Here is a 19,391-nt window from a genome sequence, read left to right on the forward strand (position 1 = left end):
TAGCAATTTGCAAGGATGATAGATAGAGCAATAATCACCAGAGTTAAGGAGAATTTAACTTTTTTCCCTATTGTGAGTATTATTGGCCCACGACAGGTTGGCAAAACAACGCTTGCAAAACAATTAAGTGGTCAACTAAGCAAACCAACGCTTTATCTTGATCTTGAACTCGCAACAGACGCTCAAAAACTGGAAGATGCCCAAACGTATTTACAGCAAAACACCAGCAAATGTGTGATTCTGGACGAGATTCAGCGTATGCCCCATTTGTTTCCTCTGCTTCGCGCCTTAGTCGACCAGCAACGCGAACCTGCTCGTTTCGTTTTACTTGGCTCCTCTTCGCCCGATTTAATCCGCGAGAGTTCAGAGAGTCTGGCTGGGCGTATTAGTTATATAGAATTAATGCCATTTTCCTGGCCGGAAGTGATGTTTTCTGGCACAATGGCTATGCATTGGCTTAAAGGAGGGTTTCCTGAAGCATTTTTAGCCCCTCGCCTAATATTAACATTTCGTTGGTTATCAAGCTTTGTTCAAACTTATATTGAACGCGACATTAGGGCTTTAGGTTATGAATTGTCTGGGCCTATACTCAACAAACTACTATCAATGATTGCCCACATTAATAGTAGCATTCTCAATGTGAGTGACCTAGCCCGCTCTTTAGGTGTATCTCAACCAACCGTTAACCGTTATCTTGATCTACTGGAAGGTAGTTTTGTTATTCATCGCTTACCTCCCTATTTCGCGAATGTGAGTAAACGTTTGGTAAAATCCCCCAAATTATACCTTCGCGACTCAGGTCTCCTCCATCAACTCGCGCAGGTTATTAGCTACGACGTGCTTTTAGGGCATCCGGTTGTTGGAGCATCCTGGGAAGGGTACGTTATCGAGCAAACACGCAGAGTTGTTGGAACAGAATGGTCATTCTACTACTACCGCACGGCCGCTGGTGCTGAAATCGACTTATTATTGATAGCTCCTAATGGAAAAAAAATAGCCATTGAAATCAAGTTATCTAATGCGCCCACTGTCTCCAAAGGCTTTTATCAGAGCATCGCTGACATTAATCCTGATTATTCATTCATCGTTATTCCTGATGGAGATAGTTACCCTAAAGCTGATGGTCTTTGGGTTTGTAATCTAACGGAGTTTTTAATAGTACGGTTACCAACTATTTATAGTAACTGATTGATATAATTGAGGCTGCTTGCAGAACTATGCTTTATACGCCATATCTTATAGACATAAAGCACAGTTCTACGAGCAGCCTCCTTACAATTAGCTCTTACACTCATAAGCCAGATAACTCTGCTTATGGGAGTGAAATTACTCTTTCTCCTCTTCCTTCTTCTTATTCTTCTTAGGGTCTCGCTTAACGACGAGTTCACCGTTTTTAAGTTTCTTTGATACGGCGATGAACGGGCCTGAAACAATCTGTTCGCCCTCTTTCAGGCCCGATAGAACTTCGATGTTCTCAAAATCGCTGATACCCGTTTTTACCTCACGCAGGGTAGCCTTACCGCCTATATTCACGAAGACAATTTCTTTAGGCTTGTCTTTCTTTTCAGCCTGAGCAACGGGTTTTTCTTCAACCGTGCCATTACTATTGTCCTTCATCTTCTCCGTATCGATGGCCGTTGAATCGGCCCCTCGGGTTGTGACGGCAGCAATTGGCACTGATAACACATTTGATTTCCGATCTGTCAGGATTTCCACCGAAGCCGTCATTCCTGGCTTAAAGGGATAGCCTTTTTTATCTTTTTCAGCGAGCAAATCAGCGTACGAATTATTCAGGATTTTCACTTTCACCTCAAACTCAGTTACTGCATCGGTCGATATTGATGAGGCAGCCCCAGAGGCACTGGTCAGCCCATTGGCGGTATTGCCAATTTCGTAGACGACGCCTTTGAATTTGCGCCCGGCTGTTGTATACGAATCCACCTCAATATCAGCTGTATCGCCCAGGTTCACACGAACAATATCATTTTCATTGACATTCACCCGAACCTCCATATTCTGAAGATTGGCGATTCGCATGATTTCGGTACCGGCCATTTGCGAGGTACCTACTACCCGTTCGCCCAGCTCGACATTCAGTTTCGATACGGTTCCGTTTACAGGTGAATAGATTGTCGTTTTACGTAGGTTCTCTGTTGCATCGCGCAGGCTGGCTTCCGCACTCTGAATGTTAAACTGCGATGCCCGAACGTTGGCATTGGACGCTTCAACTTCCTGCTTGGCTACATTATAATTGGCTTCACTGGTCTCCAGATCGGAGGAAGAAATTACCTTATCGGCGAATAGTTTACGATTACGGTCATAATCGGCTTTAGCTCGGATAAGTCGTGCAGCAGACTGAGCCACCGATGCCTTCGATTGTTCGAGCTGCGCCCGGCTTTGATTGACGGTGGCCTTGGCCCGTGCCAGTAGCGACTCGTAGTTATCGGGTCGAATACGGCATAACAACTGACCGGCTTTAACCGGATCGCCTTCATTGACATAAAGGCCAATAATTTCACCCGATACATCGGGACTTATTTTTACCTCAACTTGCGGCTGAACACGACCCGAAGCACTGACTCGCTCCGTAATATCGAGCCGTTTAACCGATGCAAAATCAACTTCTGTTGCTTGTGGTTTCCCGATTAATCCAGTCTGCTTAGCAGCAAACAGACCACCTACAATCAGGACAACCAGTCCTCCTAATATCCACCAAATACGATTTGACTTCTTCTTCATAGTAGGGAAATGTATAATGAATAATGCAAAATGTAAAATGGTTTGCCCAAGCTAGAGCAGCATTATTCATTATACATTTCTCATTATTAATTAAAACTAAGCGGTTTATTTTGGTAAAAATCTAAAATTTTGGTTCGAAACACATAATCGTATTTAGCCTGCACTAATTGCGCACGGGCATTATCGTATCGAAGCTTGGCGAGGCTATAATCAACGGCATTGATCGCTCCGGCATTGAAACGACTTTCAGCCGCTTTAAACGCCCGCTCCAGCGACGAAACCGATGCATCCGTAGCCCGATAACGGTTCGACGCAGCTAGCAAGTTGGTGTAAGCCGTTTCGATTTGCTGACGTAGCTGCAGACGCGTATTATCCGCAGTGAGTTGTGCATTCTGCTGTTGGATAATAGCCGTGGTTACGTTTGTGCGGTACTGGCGATTCGTAAAAATAGGAATGTTCAGGTTAAGCGACACCCCCCGGTTGAGCGTATTCGTCAATTGCTCAAAAAATCCATAAGTCTGATAAGTCCCTCCTGGCGACGTGGTGATGATGGTAACGGGTTGTGTTGTACCAGCAATCTCAACATTTGCATCTGTTCTATTCTGTGTCGTTGTTCCATCAGCAACAAACCGGGAAAGACCTACTGTTGAATAAATCGACGATAAATTACCACTAAGGCTTAGCCGTGGATAAAGGCCCGCTTTGGCTACATCAATACCAATACGTGCACTTTCGGTACGAAGGTCGGCAGCAATAATCTGAGGTTGTGTTGCCAGTGCGGCTTCATAAACCTGCAACGCGGTGGCGGTATACCCTTCTATACGAGGATCAGGCAATTTGATATACTCGATTTCAAAAGCCTGGCCACCGGGCAAATTCATTGCCTGAAGCAACGCTAATTTTGCCAGATCAACTGTATTCTGTGCGTTTACTACAGCGAGTTCATCATTGGCCAGGGTAGCCTTGATTTCAAACAGGTTCGCTTCGGGTGCCGAACCAGCATTCACTAATTTCTGGGTACGTTCTACCTGTAGTTGTGATGTTTCGGCCTGCCGTTTCGCAACTGTCAATTGCTCAGCCCCTGTCAGCACAGCTAAATATTGCTGAATGACGTTGAGAATAACGGTGTTTTCAGTTGCGTCCAGTTCTTTTTCACTCGCCTTAACGATGGTCTGATTTTGGCGAATCAGGTTTCGTAATTGGTATCCCTGAAAAACAGGCATCGAACCCGAAAGCTGAAAGTTATTCGACCGAACCCCTACATCGACGAACTGGTTCGTACTGGGGTTAATGTTACGACCCGAGCTAAAGCCCTGCGAAGCAAAGCCATTGACCGAAGGCAGTTGGTTAAATTTGGATTGTTTTAATTGCAGTTGGCTGCTTTGTACCTGCAATTGTCCCTGACGAACGGTGATGTTATTTTTTAGGGCAATGTCGATACACTGCGGTAAACTCAGCACGGGTAACGTATCCGCTTTGCCGGTAGTCGCGCCTGGCGATACGGCTCCCGGTACGCTCTGCGCCTGTAAGCCTGTTACGCTTACCGACAGCAAACAACCCACGATTCCGATTCCTAAAAAAAGCTTGCGCTGCATACACATAATTTTGATGGTTCAATGTTACAAACTTACCTTCGGCGCAGCTATCGTTTTAGGATAAACGGCGCAAACTAAGCATGTTTCTGGTTTATAATTCGGATATACTTTCTGAAAATGATTTTTGCCTACTGGCAAACGACCGTGCGTTCCAGTATGGCGACGGTCTTTTTGAAACGATTCGATACGAGAATGGACAGGTTTGGTTCTGGCCTGATCACTTTGCTCGCCTGACAGCTGGGATGGCAACCATGCAGCTCAATCGACCGGATGGGTTCAATAGCGAAGCCGTTGAGCAGCGCATTCACTACTTACTTTCAGCCAACGAGTTAACCAATCAGACTGCCCGCATCAAAATTCAGGTTTGGCGACAGGCTGGTGGACTTTATACCCCTACGACCAATGACATCAATGTCTTGATTACAGCTCGGGCCGGTCAAGGTTTTTCGTTAACAGAAAAAGCGCCAACGGGCATTTATGACTTGTTTCGATTGACGCCTTCACCGATTTCGGCCTTCAAAACGCTGAACGCCCTCCCCCTATGTGCTGGCTGGCCTTTACAAACAGCAGTATACATTTGATGACGTTATTCTGCTTGATACAAATGGCAACCTTGCCGAATGCCTTGCCTCAAACCTGTTCTGGTATGGAAATCAAACCCTGTTTACTCCTTCACTTCAAACGGGTTGTATCAATGGCATCATCCGTCGACAATTGCTCCGATTAGCCCCTTCCGTCGGTATTACCGTTTCTGAAGTAACTTATAAACCAGCCGTACTGACGCAAGCTGAAGCTGTGTTTTGCGCGAACGTAATGGGCATTCAGTCCTTGCGTCAGATAAGCAGTTTAGTCAATCTCCATCAGGAATCAGTCTTTTTTACCGACCCTTTACTTAACGCCCTGTTCGCTCAACTTCACCGCTGAGTCTTCCAGCCAGCCATCTTTCAGCCGAATCACCCGTGAGCCGTATTCGGCGTTGAGTTCGGAGTGAGTTACCTGTACAATGGTCACGCCGTCTTTTTGATTAAGTTCGCGGAATAACTCCATAATATCGCGAGCCTGATCGGAGTGTAGGTTGCCCGTTGGTTCATCGGCGAAAATAACGCTTGGTTCGGCCGCCAACGCTCGTGCAATACCCACCAACTGCTGTTGGCCACCTGATAGTTGCGCTGGAAACAAGTCTTTTTTAGCCACCATATTGAATCGGTCAAGCAATTCGGCAACCCGGCTCTTCCGTTCAGAACTACTCAATCCTTTGTACAGAAGTGGCGTTTCAATGTTTTCATACACTGTCAGTTCATCAATCAGGTGATAGGCCTGAAAAACAAAGCCAATCCGTGTTCGGTGAAGTTCGGTACGTCTTTTTTCAGATAACTTTTGAACTGGCTGGTCGTCAAATAGATATTCACCTTCGGAAGGTTCTTCCAGTAATCCTAAGATATGTAGCAACGTAGATTTGCCCGATCCAGAAGGTCCCATAATCGATACGAACTCGCCCTGATTGATTTCGAGGTTGATGTTACGCAACACATACACCCGACCAAAACCAGCGGGGTAGAATTTCGAGACGTTGCGGAGTTGAATCATATTTAATTACTTTAGTAACGGTTTTAGTTAAGTTAAGCTGATTGTCGTCAGGGTGTTTACTGTTCAGAAACCAATTCGTATAAGCAAATATCGCAAAGCAATTGAGCATTCATAGCGTATTCTGTTTATACCAATCTATTCGATTTGCTATAGGCGGCTCAAGCGTCATGCCAAACTCATAGATTACTGATTAATAGAATTTTACAGTAAGCAACACTAGTCACAGCGTCCGTTACCGGACAAAGATATCCTTAAAACCGGACATCTTTTTTCGGGTTACCATGCAACACTGGTTCTCTTTTTTGCATCTACTAATAAATCGAATCAAACACCTTCACCAATGAAAGCACTAGTAGCAGGAATTTTCATATTTACAGCCAGCTTTAACTCAGCCAGCACCGACGATTGGAAGAAAGATCGTAGCGTTTCAGGCTTTTCGGGCCTGAGTGTCAGCAGCGGCATCGATGTTTATTTGACTCAGGGTAACTCCGAAAAACTAACTCTCGAAGCCAAAGGCGTCGATGAAGATCGGGTCATTTCGGAAGTTAAAAACGGGACTTTGAAATTGTATATTGAGCGCAAAGGCTTTAGTGGCTGGAATTTTGGCCGCAACAGCTATGTAAAAGCGTACCTGACGTTCAAACAGTTAAATAACTTGCAAGCATCGGGTGGAGCCGATGTATTTGGCCAGGGTAAACTATCGTTCGACGACCTGAATCTGGACGCATCGGGCGGCTCGGATGTTAAACTGGACCTTAAAGCCGACAAATTAAACGTATCCGCATCTGGTGGGGCCGATGCCGTTCTGCAAGGATCAGCCCGGACCCTGAATGCGAATGGTTCAGGCGGTGCCGATCTCGATGCCCGCAAACTAACTGTCGATATCTGTAATGCCAATTCGTCGGGCGGTTCTGATGTGTATGTCAACGCCAGTAGAGAGTTGACCATGAAAGCATCCGGCGGGGCTGATATTTATTATTACGGCTCGGCCAAAGTACTGTCCAAAAGCGAATCTGGCGGGGCAGATATTAAGCGAAAGGATTGATGTTTCAGGTTCAAAGTTTCAGGTTCAAGGTTCAGAGTTGGCTACATGCGTTAACTTTGGACTTTGAACTTGAAACCTGAAACAAAATTGACACCTACTATTGGCATTCTCGGCGGTGGCCAGCTTGGCCTGATGCTTCTGCAAGCCGCCATCGACTGGAATCTTCGTGTTCATATTCTCGATCCCGACGCTGAGGCTCCCTGTCGCCATCTCTGTACCCAGTTTACACAAGGCTCGCTCACCGATTACGATACAGTTTATCAATTCGGGCAGTCGGTCGATGTGCTAACCATTGAAATTGAGCGCGTTAACGTTGAGGCATTGGAAGCCCTTGAACGTGAAGGCAAACGCGTGTTTCCGCAACCATCCGTTATCCGAACAATTCAGGACAAACGGCTTCAGAAACAGTTTTACCGCGACCACAATCTGCCCACTGCCGATTTTATTCTGACTGAAAATCGGGCCGATGTAGCCCTGGTCGAAATCTATCAGCCTGATTTTTTCCCAGCCTTTCATAAACTTGGTCGCGATGGCTACGATGGTCGGGGTGTTCAACGAATTGCAACTGTGGAAGATGTTGGCAAAGCCTTCGATGCGCCTGGCGTATTGGAAAAAGCCGTCGATTTCGCGAAAGAACTGGCCGTCATTGTGGCCCGAAACGAGCGGGGTGACGTGCACACCTTTCCAACCGTTGAGATGGTCTTCCATCCCGAGTTAAATCTGGTCGAATACCTGTTTGCCCCCGCCGAAATCTCGGACGAAATCAATCAACAAGCGCAGGACATTGCCCGCCGAACTGCCGACGCCTTCGGTATTGTAGGCTTACTGGCCGTCGAGTTATTCCTGGATAAGTCTGGTAATGTGCTGATTAACGAAGTGGCACCCCGCCCACACAACAGCGGCCACCAGTCGATCAGAGCCAACGTAACATCTCAGTTTGAGCAGCACTGGCGCGCCATCCTGAATTATCCCCTCGGCGACACATCCGCTTACCAGCCTGCTGCAATGATCAATCTTTTAGGCGAAGATGGACATACGGGCCCAGCCGTTTACGAAGGCTTAGAAAACTTATTGGCTATGCCTGGCGTCTTCCCCTTTTTCTACGGCAAAGCCATTACGAAGCCTTTTCGCAAAATGGGCCACGTAACAGTCATGGACGATTCTCTGGATGCGTTACGGGAGAAAGTAGCCGAGGTTAAGTCGGGCATTCGTGTGGTAAGTGCTTAATCCGTCAAGAATTAGACTAGTTCCGTTACCTCAATCGCTTTAGTTTTTCGGGTTAGCAGGTGAATAATCAGCCAGGCTGTCAGGTACGTAAAGCCGCAAATGGTAAACAGGATATTGTACCCTTCTGCCAGATTTCCGCTGGCTTTGTACTTATCCAGTAGGTTACCCACCAGCATGGGAAACAGGATACCCCCCAAAGCACCAGCTGTTCCGCCTATGCCTACAACAGAACTAACCGCCTGTTTCGGAAACATATCGGAGGCTAAGGTAAAGATATTGGTGGCCCAGGCCTGATGCAGCGCAACAGCCAGACTGATAAGCCCTACAGCAACCCAGACGCCTGTAGCGAATTGAGCCAGAATAATTGAAAGTTCCAGGGTGGCTAATACCAGCAGCACCGTTTTGCGGGCTTTTATGGTAGGCCACCCTTTTTTAATTAATGAGGAAGACAAATAACCTCCTCCGATACTACCTAGCGTAGTAGCGGTATAAATCAGCATTAACTCCAGACTTGGTTTCTTTAGATCCAGGTTAAAGGTGGACGAAAAATACGAGGGAAGCCAGAACAGGAAGAACCAGTAAATAGGGTCGATCAAGCCTTTGCCCGTAATGTAAGCCCAAGTTTGCGGATAGGTAAATAGCTTAAACCAATTGACGGACTGTTTAGCTGACGTTGCACTTTCTGCTAACTCCTGACCACTCTGAATGTAGTCTAGTTCTTCGGCAGTTAGACGGCTTTGTTTTGTAGGAATATCGTAGAATAACAGCCAGAAAATAAGCCAGATAAAGCCCAGGGCTCCTGTAATCCAGAATACTTCGTGCCAGCCGTATTGATTTAATATCCAGGGCACAATAAGCACCGCTACCACCACACCAATACTTGTACCCGCGTTAAAGAGTCCGGTGGCTAAACCGCGCTCTTTTTTCGGAAACCACTCCGCCACCGTTTTTACCGCAGCCGGATAGTTACCGGCTTCGCCAATACCCAGGCCAATTCGGGCCAGACTAAATCCCGTAACGCTCCGGGCAACCGCATGCAACATACCGGCAATGCTCCAGATAATAATGGTGATGGCGTAACCCGCTTTTGTACCGATTTTGTCAATAATCCACCCGAACAGTAAAAGCCCGACGGCATAGGCGGCCGTGAAGGCCATAACGATATGCGCAAAATCGGTTTCGCTCCAGTTGAATTCCTTCTCCAGAATTGGCTTCAGTAAACCAATTATTTGCCGGTCGAGGTAGTTGATTGTCGTTGCAACAAATAGCAGAAAAACGATAAACCAGCGATAGTTTTTAATTTTCAAGTTGAGCATTATAGCACAAGGTTAAACGGGGGCTAACTAATATTTTCATAAGGTTTTTTTGTCATCCCGACGCAGGAGGGATCTTTGTCGTGGTGTCGGTTTTGAGAAACCGACACCACATCGGTAAACGTTAAGCCAGTTAAATGATTGATTTCTCTGTGCCTCTGTGTTTAATGAATTTGCTTGACAAACTGCGCAAAATGGTCTTTCAAACCAGACCAGTTTTTCTGCTGAATAAGCGTTTTATCAAACAGGTGACTACCAATGCCCACGCCATCGGCACCGGCCTTAAAGTAGGTAGCTATATTATCGAGGCTTATACCCCCCGTTGGAATTAATTTCAATTGATTCAGAGGAGCTTTAACGTCTTTTATATAATCTGGGCCTAATGACGTAGCGGGATAAACCTTGACCATTGATGCCCCAAATGACCAGGCATTATAAATTTCGGAGGGAGTAAAAGCGCCAGGGAAAATGGGCACGTTACGCTTTACGCAGGCCTTGATCACCTTCTTATTGACAACGGGTGTGACAATAAACTGCGCCCCCGCATCCAGTGCCCTGTCAAGATCGTCTTTTGTACAAACCGTCCCCGCGCCAATATTTAGTCCTTCACTGCTCGTTTCCAGGGCCTGTTTAATCATGGCTTCGGCTCCCGGTGTATTCATCGTTATCTCAATGGTAGTCAGACCAGCTTCACGATAAACAGGGAGAATCTGGGCAACTACCTCGGCTGATAGACCTCTAATAATTCCAACAATAGGAGCCTTTTGGAATAGCTCCCAGGAGAATGCATTTTGTGCCATACTATTTATTTACTTAGAGATACTAGCTGGTTCTTCGCTATTTTTACTTGTCCGGCAATCGTTGCTTTATCAATTAAATCGGCTGAAATTGTGATAGTTCGGTTCACTAAATGAAGCTCTACAATTGCCTGCTTGTACAATTCGTATAGATTGTTTCCACTACATAAAATCAATTGAGAATCAGGCTGCTTTAGTAGTGATTTAAGCTCGTTGCCAATTAATAAACCACTTAAATAAAGGGCATTCTGGCGCTTGGTTAACTGGCCGAATAGTTGATTTGTCCTTACCCTAAATAGGCTATTTAGAATAGATGATTGATGAGCTTCGTGAATGCCTCTTTTGAAGGCCTCTAATCCACTTTCATCAAAGGCAACCAGACTTGTTGGCTCGACCGAATCTTTTAAGATACTGTAGTGCGACATGAGATTGAATACTTCTCCTGTCATAAACGTTTGCAGATCCGTAACCTGCTGATTCTTAATATAGATGTGTTTCGAATGCGTACCCGGAAAGATTAAAATCGATTCTTCGCTCGTAAACTGCAGGTTCTCCAATAACGTGAGCAAACCAATTAATTGGGTCTCCTCCCCACGCATCACGTCGTGCTCTGTTCTAACGCCCGATATAAGGATAATATCGTGGGCAAAATCAGCCTGGGTATTAAGTCTCTTAATGCTGGCCCGACTTCCATCGATTGGAAATGGCAGAGTAGCATACGGTACTTCGTCCATACCAATAGAGGATGACGCCATACCCGAAATGACAACCGGAATATTGTCCAGATTAATGGCCAGTTTCTTCGCCAGTAAATTAATTTGTCGTTGTAACTGTACCCGAAAAAACTGTTCTCGGGAGATTCCTTTGGCTTCACTATTTGCCTTCCAGCGTGTGAATGTATTCGCGACACCCTCCTGAGACGTAATTTCTCCGACGAGTTGCAGATCGCTACTAGTTATGAGTCGTAGGCGGAAAGAGGACGTGCCCCAGTCACAACCTAATAGATAGGATTTCATTATGGCTATCGTTTTCTTGTACTACTTACGGCAATGCAAAGGCAACATAAGACCCGCCTGGTTTTAAGCCATATCGGGTACCGCCAGCAGCAATTACTATGTATTGCTTTCCATTGGCCATATAGGTAATTGGTGTGGCAAATCCTCCGGCGGGCAGTTTATATTCCCAGACGACTTTACCCGTCTTTTTGTCAAAAGCGCGAAGCTTTTCATCGTACGTAGCCGCGATAAAAAGTAGGCCTCCCGCCGTTACAATTGGACCACCGTGATTCTCTGTCCCCGTGGGCGCTAAGCCTTGTTTGGTAAGTTCGGGAAATTCGCCCAGGGGTACTTGCCACAAATATTCGCCAGTGTTCAGGTTAATCGCATTCAGCGTTCCCCAGGGTGGTTTGATGGCTGGGTAATTATCCTGATCCCGAAACTGCGTGTTCCCATTATTTAAATAAGGAGGCATGTATGGGAAGTCAGCGCCTTTGGCCACGGGGGATGTAACAACCGAGCTATGAATATCTGGCGCAGCGGGCTTGGCTTCTGTCTTCAGCAAAAAGTTGATGATCGCGTCACGGTCCTCTTTGGAGAGATGCCCGAAGGATGGCATTCGACCGCGGCCGGTTGCTAAAAGCGTGCTGATTTGCTCGCGGTCAAGGCGCTTGCCCACATCGGTCAAATCAGGGTAGGCTTGCGTTGCCGACGCGCTCGCTTTGGTGTCAGCGCTTCCTTTCCCGTTCATGGCGTGACAAACGGAACAGTTCGTATTAAACAAAGATGAACCGCGCGTCATGGCTACATTTTTTTCCTGCATACGGCTATCCCGCATCTTGAGCCACCAAAGCATGGTGTTGGCATTCTGGTATAAAATACCCTCAGGATCAGCCGCATTCCCACCCCATTCGGCTCCGCCACCAAATCCATAATACAACGTTCCTTCTTCGCTTGGAGGCATGTATTTACTGCCTTTGCGACTATCCTGGAACCGTTCCAATACATATTTGTGGGCTTCGGGCGTGCGGGTTGTGATTTCGTTTTCCGTCAACTCCTGCCGAACAAACGGTGCGGGTTTAGTCGGAACGGGTTGCGTTGGCCAGGGTTTTTCGCCGGGCAAAGCGGGCGATGTTGGCACCTTCACTTCATTGACAGGAAACAACGGTTTTCCGGTATCCCGGTCAAATACAAACACATAACCATCTTTCGTCGCCTGCGCTACCGCATCAACCATTTTTCCATTGTGCTTAACCGTGATCAGGTTTGGTGGACAAGGCAAATCACGGTCCCACAAATCGTGGTGAATGGTCTGAAAATGCCATACGCGCTTGCCGGTTTCTGCATTCAGCGCAATTACACAGTTGGCAAATAGATTCTGACCCGGCCGGGCACCCCCATAAAAATCAACAGAAGGGGAGCCAGTACCCGCATAAACCATACCCCGCTTTTCGTCGATAACCATACCGGCCCAACAGTTCGCTCCACCCAGTTTTTTGTACGAATCTTTTGCCCACGTTTCATACCCATACTCACCCGGCAGCGGGATGGTGTGGAATACCCAGGCCAGCTTACCCGTACGAACATTAAACGCCCGGATGTAGCCCGGGGGAGCATCGCCCCCTTCATTAACGGCAGAACCGGTAATCAATAAATCTTTGTAGATGACGCCGGGCGTTGTCACGCGGATTGAAAAGTTATTGACGTCGTAACCTAGTGTTTCTTTATCGCCAAGTCCTTCGTGCAAATCCACTTCGCCGTTCTTGCCAAAGCTCTCAATCGGTTTACCCGTTTCGGCATTTACAGCGTACAGTGACGACCCAACTGAATAGAGTATACGTTTATCCCGAGAGTCGGCCCCATCTTCCCAATAAACCACCCCACGAACAGGATGGAATCGAGGCTTTTTCTCGGGATTTGCGAACGGGTCGAATTGCCAGAGCTGCTTTCCAGTAGCGGCATTCACAGCAAAGAGTTTCATTCGGGGGGATGTGCCATAAAGCACGCCTTTTATGACAATCGGCTGACACTGAATGTCCATACCGCGTTGGCCGGGCGTGTTATTATCGCCAGTGTCATAAGTCCAGGCCAGTGTCAGATTCTTGACATTCTGGGTATTGATCTGCGTTAGCTTTGAGTATCGGTTACCAGCATTATTGCCGCCATAAGTAGGCCAGTCGTCGGCTGGCAACTGCGGTTTAACCACGTTGCTATTCCAGTTAGCCGACAGGAAGCCTCCCAGAATCAGGGTTCCGAAGCAGGATTTCAGGAAGAAATTCATTAAAAAGTTGAGTTGGGTCTAGGGTAAGGTGACAGGTTGCTTTACTGCTTCTGTTTTTCGTAAAACTCGTAGGCTATTTTCCACTTTATTTCCTCACCAGGTGCTGCTTTCAATTGTATATATGGTTCTGGGCAAGAGGTAGTTGCGCAGGCCCAGTACACTAATTTTTGTAGGGGCCGATCGCCAGTAATGTGCACTCCTGCTCCTGTTTTCTGATTTTCGACGCGTATGTCATAATCGGCTGATGAAGTTCCAAAGCCTTGCAGGCCAGCGCTATACACCTGTTCTTTTTTGTCCAGTGCCCGCGAATAAAGTAGCTGTTTTCCTTGTGGCAGAATGGTACTGCCGAAGCCTTTTCCTTCGCCTTTCACCTCAAACGGAAATTCGATTGCGACGGTTGGGCCAGTGGGCTGTTTGTCAATGATGAAGAAGTTGTGATCATAGGTGCTCGTTTCGATGGGCAGCTTGCCCGTATTTTTCAAACTGTGTTCCAGTACGAGCTCAGGTTTGCCCTTGGTGAGTTTTACCATTTTGCGATACACGTACCCGTAACCAGTTGGACTAGTGAGTTCGTGGGTAAACTCCAGATAATCTTTGTGCTTTTTTACGTTCCAGTTTCCTTGTTCTACGATGTCGTAATATTTCGCGAAGACATAAGCTTTATCATCGGGTTTGCGGAGTACGCCTACCCCTATCTTCACAAACGTATCACCGGGTTTTGCTTCCGTGTAACCCAGTGGCGTAAATTCTTCTACAGGTCCACTGATGGCGTCGTGCAGTTTGGGGTCGTAGTTTTCGAACCAGGGCTCAATGAAGCTGTGACCTTTGTAAGTCAGGTCTTTAAACGCCCCCGACCAGTCGAAACGAGTTCCCTGGTAATAACCCTGACTGGCATCGGGAAGGTATAAGCTTGTCTGAATAAGGCCGTTGGACAGTTCAGCCTGTGGCCATTCGGCTAAAGGCATTATGTTGCTACACAGGCCCAAAACAGCAAAAGTAGAAATGAGTGCCTTTTTCAACGTAAAGTCAGTTAGGGATAAGAAATAGAACGCAGATTCTTAAGATAATTTAAGATTATGATAATCAGCGATTAATCATACTGATCTTAAAAATCTGCGTTCTATCGTTTCCTACTATAAATTCGGATTTATCGACGTATCCGTATACGGAAGTGTGAACCAGTAATTAGCCTTGGTGATTGGTTTGATCGGCTGTAAATCATCTGGACTTTTGGCTGCGTTGGCTGCTTCTACCTGTTCGAGACGAATCAAATCAAACCAGCGGGTACGTTCACAGGCAAATTCCCAGGCACGCTCCTGAACTACCGCATCCGCAAATTGAGCGGCTGTCAGGCCATCCCCCGTCGTAAGAGATTTGGTTCCAGCTGGTAAACCACGCAAGCGAACGGCATTTAATGCATCATACGCAGCCTGATCTGGGCCACCTGTTCCACGGGCTTTCGCTTCAGCATAAATGGTCAACACGTGTGGATAACGCATCATGACGGATGGCAATGAAATACTAGAGGTATTAATGTTGCCTTTGATATACCATTTTTGGTAATACGGGTGTTTCGTCAAACTGCTCTGCCACGGAATAGTTGTGCTACCTGAAGTAAACTGCGTACGGAATGTAGCATCTTTTCGGGGACCAGCCGGGAAGTTTTTGAAGAAATTCAGTTCAGCAAACATATCGTCCCAACCACCTTCTTCACCGGGCATCGTTGTGCTGCCATAGGTCGCATTGGCGGTACCGCTGCCGCCTGTAAAGCCGTTGATCTGAAACACTGATTCTGGAATAATGGCAACGGCCGGATCATTGGCAAAAACCTCGGCAAAAGTTGGCATCAGCGCAAAGCCATAGGTAGCACGGTTGTCAATCACCTCTTTGGCTTTAGCAGCTGCCAAATCGTATTTGTCGGTTTGCTTCAGCGGCCAGCCTGCCATCGTCAGATACACATCGGCCAGGAAAGCCTTTGCCGAACCTGCGTTTGGCCGACCCGGATCGCGCCGAGTGTTAGGCAACATTGTTTCCGCTTTTTTCAAATCCGCAACGATCAGATCGTACACCTCAGCTGGTGTCGATTTTTTGATGGTGAGCAGATCAGCCGAATATTCACCTGCTGTAACCAGTGGAATATTGCCGTAAAAACGGGTTAACCAATAATACGAGAATCCACGAATGAAGAAGGCTTCGCCCGCAATAATGTCGATCGTGGCCTTTGTCCCAACTGTTTTCGAGTAGTTATTGATTACGTTGTTTGCCCCCTGAATGGCTTTATAACAACCCGTGTAAACGGCACCTGAACGCTGATTCGTGGTCGATACGTTAAATTGATCAAATTCACGCCAGTCGGCTTTGTTACTGGCTGGGTGCGTCGTTACGTCATCGCTACCAATTGTCGCGGCATTGGCCGATGGGTGCAGAAACCCATACGTCCATTGGTTACCCAGACCACGATAAGCGCCGGTCAGAGCCGACTCCAGTCCGTCCTGGGTTGAGAGAACGTTCCCGCCATAAAGCAGGCCCGTTGTATCTTCTTCGAGATAACCCTTACAGCCAACTGTGAGCATGGCTGCCATTCCAAGTATCACTAATTTTTTCATGATTCGTTTAGAGGTTTTCGGTTCTCGGTTTATGGTTTACGGTTGGGCGGATACGATCATGCGTCAGCTACCGAAAACAAAAAACTGAAAACCTATTTTTTAGAAGCCCAGGTTGATACCGAGCGTATACTGTTTGGCGTTTGGATAGGAACCGTAATCAATACCAATGGCGGTATCGGTGGCTGAACCAACCCGAGCTGACTCTGGATCTGGACCGGTGTATTTCGTGAATGTGAGCAGGTTTGTAGCGCTGACAAATACCTTAACGGCCGCTTTGTTATGAATGAAACCGTTTGGCACATTGTACGAAAGGCTCACGTTTTTCAGACGAACGAAGCTACCGTTTTCGATGAACCGGCTCGACTGTGTGAAGGGCTGATACGTTGTGGTAAAGGCTGGCACATTCGACGTTTCATTACCTGGCCGGTAGTAATCCCGGATTTCAGACAGAATGAATTGCCGTGCATCGCCCGCGCCCGACATAGCTGCTGCCCGAGTGTAGTTGAGTTTATCGACCCCAAACACCCCGTTAAAGAATACGTTCAGCGTAAATCCTTTGTAGGTAAAGGTGTTGTTCCAGCCACCTGTTACTTTGGGGAACGCCCGACCTATGATCTGGAAGTCATCTGTTGTGATTGCGTTGTCGCCGTTCAGGTCCTGATAATGTGGGTCACCTGGTACGCGACCTTGTTTGGCTGCGGCATCAGCTTCGTTGGGCTTCCAGGTACCCAGATACTTCAGGCCCCAGTACGAACCCAGTGGCTCGCCGGGTATCAGCATAAACTCATTGGTTGTAGACATTCCACCGCCTACACCCGTACCCTGGCCCAGTCGTGGCAGACCACCCAAACTGATTACTTTGTTTTGTAAGGTGGAGATATTAAAGTTCGTCTCCCAACGGAAACCACCTGCTACCACAGGAGCGCCACCGATCGAGAATTCGAAGCCTTTGTTCTCAACTTCACCCACGTTCCGGGCCTGTGTTCCGCCACCGGCATAGCTTGGGATCGCTACGTTCAGGAGCAGGTCGGTCGTATTTTTCTTATAGTAATCGGCTTCAATATGCAGTCGACCGTTCAGGAATTCCATTTCTAGACCTACATCCACCTGCTTGGTTGTTTCCCATTTGAGATCCGGGTTGCCGGGGTTACCCAGAATTACCCCAGACGTAGCGGCTGAGTTGTTGTAGGCGACAGCGCCTGTGCTATAGGTTGATATCGTAGCGTAAGGGTTAATGGCCTGGCTACCCGTCATACCCCAGCTACCCCGCAGTTTCAGGTTATTAAAGATGTTCAGTTTTTTGATAAACTCCTCTTCCGATAAGCGCCAGCCCAAAGCAACGGATGGGAATACGCTATATCGGTTGGCAGTAGCAAACTTGGATGATCCGTCGCGACGAACGGCTGCCGATACCAGGTACTTGTCTTTGTATCCGTAGTTTACGCGTCCCAACAACGATAATAACGTCCATTTTTGATAGCTCGAAGCCACTGTTGCGGCTGTATTGAGGCCAATGTTGTCGTAGCCCAATTGGGGGAATCGTAATCCCGAAGCCGAAGCAGTAAAGTCTCGGCTCGTAAATTGCTGCGTTTCCAGAACGGCAACGGCATTAATCGAGTGATTCCCGATTTTGACGTCGTAGTTCAAATTATTCGTGTTTTGCAGGGTTACCTGCTCTGCCGAATACCGGCTTGCCGTCGGGACGTTGTTCGACAGACGCTTGCCCGTCAAATTCAGGTTTTGCACGTTCAGATAGTTGACGGCATATTGCAAATCGACAGACAGCCCTTTGATTGGAAGTTTATAGTTTAAGCCGCCGTTGGCGTTGAGCCCACTCTTGTTCGCATCAATCGATTGATCATACAAATAATCGAGCGGGTTACGATAAACCGAACCAATTGGATCGGTAAACGTCGGCTGACCATCGGCACCATAGGCAGGTGTTGTCGGTGCCCAGGCCAGCGCCTGAACAATGGCTCCACCATCGACTGTGTTATGGTTTTGCGACCGTGTACCCCACAGATTCAAGCGCACAGAAAGCTTATCATTAATCTGTGTGTTGATATTGGTTCGCAGGTTATACCGCTTAAATCCGCTGTTGTTCACGATACCATTCTGATTCAGGTAGTTTCCCGAAATCAGAAAGGTCGTTTTGTCGCTTCCACCCGAAAGCGTAATCTGGTGCTGTTGACCTGACCCTTTTCGGAATACCAGGCTCTGCCAATCAGTGCCGCCATTTTGTTTATACTGCGCGATTTGGTCGGCAGTAAACGGCAAACCCGAACCAACAGCCGTAGCACGGGCATTCACAATTTCGGCGAACTCACCCGCAGGCAATACGTCGTATTTTTTGATAATTTCCGACGTACTAAACTGCCCTTCGTAGTTGACCTTCAGCCCTTTTGAGCCTTTCTTGGTCGTGATGATCACAACGCCATTGGCACCACGACTACCGTAAATAGACGTCGATGCGGCATCTTTCAAGATTTGGATGGTCTCAATATCGCTGGGGTTTACGAAGTTAAAATCAGCCCCAACGAAGCCGTCGACAATGTACAGGGGGTTGTTGCTGCCCAATACCGAGTTCGCTCCCCGAATCCGGATACGGGCGTCACCACCTGGCGCGCCGTTCGTCTGGCTCACCTGCACACCCGCAGCACGTCCTTGCAGAACCTGGTCCAGACGGGTAACGGGTTGTTGGGCAAATTCTTTGGTTGAAATGGCCGTCAGCGCACCCGTAACATCGGTTTTCTTCTGCGTACCGTATCCAACCACAACCACTTCGTTCAACGTTTTCTGATCCTCGGCTAACTGCACATTGATAACCGAGCGTCCATTAACCGGTATTGTTTGACCTACATAGCCAATAGTCGAAAATACCAGCGAGGCATTACTCGCAGCATTTAACGAAAAATTACCCGATGCATCGGTAGATGTACCGATTGTTGTACCACTTACCTGAATATTGACCCCAGGCAAGCCCTGGCTGTCGGGACCGGTTACTTTACCGGTCACTCTGGCATTCTGGGCGAAGGCATAGCTATACCCCAGAAGCAGTAGTAAAACCCATAGTTTTACAGTTTTTTTCATAAGTATTAATTTATTAAGGGAAAAAGAAAATTAGATTATTGAGATTCGTTGGGTCCTGTGTTTCTCATTGATTCTTTGGCTATTGCGTGTCAACAGAATCCAAAGAATCAATAGAG

At 47.3% G+C, this 19,391-nt stretch carries 15 protein-coding genes; 5 read left to right on the forward strand and 10 right to left on the reverse strand.

The window, feature by feature from the left end:
• Positions 1–15: 15 nt before the first annotated feature.
• A complete protein-coding gene (locus H3H32_RS18915; RefSeq protein ID WP_182457142.1) occupies positions 16–1,188 on the forward strand; it encodes an ATP-binding protein in 1,173 nt (390 codons plus the stop codon).
• Between the two features lie 138 nt (positions 1,189–1,326).
• Here the strand turns inward: H3H32_RS18915 and H3H32_RS18920 are convergent, their stop codons facing one another.
• Together H3H32_RS18920 and H3H32_RS18925 are read right to left on the reverse strand one after the other, a co-directional pair.
• Positions 1,327–2,739 carry an efflux RND transporter periplasmic adaptor subunit gene (locus H3H32_RS18920; protein ID WP_182457143.1) on the reverse strand — a complete coding sequence of 471 codons (1,413 nt, stop codon included), beginning with the start codon at positions 2,737–2,739 and terminating at the stop codon, positions 1,327–1,329.
• An 86-nt stretch (positions 2,740–2,825) separates the two neighbouring features.
• Complete coding sequence (locus H3H32_RS18925; RefSeq protein ID WP_240543408.1) at positions 2,826–4,334, reverse strand: TolC family protein; 1,509 nt, start codon at positions 4,332–4,334, stop codon at positions 2,826–2,828.
• A gap of 80 nt (positions 4,335–4,414) precedes the next feature.
• On the opposite strand from H3H32_RS18925, the gene H3H32_RS37890 reads away from it, so the two are divergent.
• Together H3H32_RS37890 and H3H32_RS37895 are read left to right on the forward strand one after the other, a co-directional pair.
• Entirely contained in the window at positions 4,415–4,915 is a 501-nt protein-coding gene (locus H3H32_RS37890; RefSeq protein WP_256432897.1) for an aminotransferase class IV, read from the forward strand.
• Complete coding sequence (locus tag H3H32_RS37895; protein WP_256432898.1) at positions 4,878–5,258, forward strand: aminotransferase class IV; 381 nt, start codon at positions 4,878–4,880, stop codon at positions 5,256–5,258. The genes H3H32_RS37890 and H3H32_RS37895 overlap by 38 nt, the downstream gene beginning before the upstream one ends.
• Here H3H32_RS37895 and H3H32_RS18935 read toward each other — a convergent pair.
• Positions 5,223–5,921, reverse strand: coding sequence for an ABC transporter ATP-binding protein (locus H3H32_RS18935; RefSeq protein WP_182457145.1), 699 nt, complete (start codon positions 5,919–5,921; stop codon positions 5,223–5,225). The genes H3H32_RS37895 and H3H32_RS18935 overlap by 36 nt on opposite strands.
• Positions 5,922–6,261: 340 nt before the next feature.
• Here H3H32_RS18935 and H3H32_RS18940 point away from each other — a divergent pair, with 340 nt between their 5' ends.
• Complete coding sequence (locus H3H32_RS18940) at positions 6,262–6,966, forward strand: head GIN domain-containing protein (protein ID WP_182457146.1); 705 nt, start codon at positions 6,262–6,264, stop codon at positions 6,964–6,966.
• Positions 6,967–7,053: 87 nt separating this feature from the next.
• On the forward strand, positions 7,054–8,193 hold the full coding sequence (locus tag H3H32_RS18945; protein WP_182464399.1) for a 5-(carboxyamino)imidazole ribonucleotide synthase: 1,140 nt from the start codon (positions 7,054–7,056) through the stop codon (positions 8,191–8,193).
• Between the two features lie 11 nt (positions 8,194–8,204).
• On the opposite strand, the gene H3H32_RS18950 is transcribed toward H3H32_RS18945, so the two are convergent.
• The 7 genes from H3H32_RS18950 to H3H32_RS18980 form a co-directional block, all read right to left on the reverse strand.
• A complete protein-coding gene (locus H3H32_RS18950) occupies positions 8,205–9,509 on the reverse strand; it encodes an MFS transporter (RefSeq protein WP_182457147.1) in 1,305 nt (434 codons plus the stop codon).
• Positions 9,510–9,670: 161 nt separating this feature from the next.
• Positions 9,671–10,306 (reverse strand): bifunctional 4-hydroxy-2-oxoglutarate aldolase/2-dehydro-3-deoxy-phosphogluconate aldolase, encoded by a 636-nt coding sequence (locus tag H3H32_RS18955; protein WP_182457148.1) that lies wholly within the window; start codon positions 10,304–10,306, stop codon positions 9,671–9,673.
• Positions 10,307–10,311: 5 nt separating this feature from the next.
• A complete protein-coding gene (locus tag H3H32_RS18960) occupies positions 10,312–11,319 on the reverse strand; it encodes a 2-dehydro-3-deoxygalactonokinase (protein ID WP_182457149.1) in 1,008 nt (335 codons plus the stop codon).
• 25 nt (positions 11,320–11,344) lie between these two features.
• On the reverse strand, positions 11,345–13,579 hold the full coding sequence (locus H3H32_RS18965; protein WP_182457150.1) for an outer membrane protein assembly factor BamB family protein: 2,235 nt from the start codon (positions 13,577–13,579) through the stop codon (positions 11,345–11,347).
• Between the two features lie 41 nt (positions 13,580–13,620).
• Positions 13,621–14,598 carry a hypothetical protein gene (locus H3H32_RS18970; RefSeq protein WP_220472545.1) on the reverse strand — a complete coding sequence of 326 codons (978 nt, stop codon included), beginning with the start codon at positions 14,596–14,598 and terminating at the stop codon, positions 13,621–13,623.
• 114 nt (positions 14,599–14,712) lie between these two features.
• The gene (locus H3H32_RS18975) at positions 14,713–16,185 is read right to left on the reverse strand and encodes a RagB/SusD family nutrient uptake outer membrane protein (protein ID WP_182457151.1); all 1,473 of its coding nucleotides are present in this window, start codon (positions 16,183–16,185) and stop codon (positions 14,713–14,715) included.
• Between the two features lie 99 nt (positions 16,186–16,284).
• A complete protein-coding gene (locus H3H32_RS18980; protein WP_182457152.1) occupies positions 16,285–19,275 on the reverse strand; it encodes a SusC/RagA family TonB-linked outer membrane protein in 2,991 nt (996 codons plus the stop codon).
• Positions 19,276–19,391: the final 116 nt, after the last annotated feature.

Origin of the sequence: Spirosoma foliorum, from assembly GCF_014117325.1 — a bacterium.
Classification (GTDB): domain Bacteria; phylum Bacteroidota; class Bacteroidia; order Cytophagales; family Spirosomataceae; genus Spirosoma; species Spirosoma foliorum.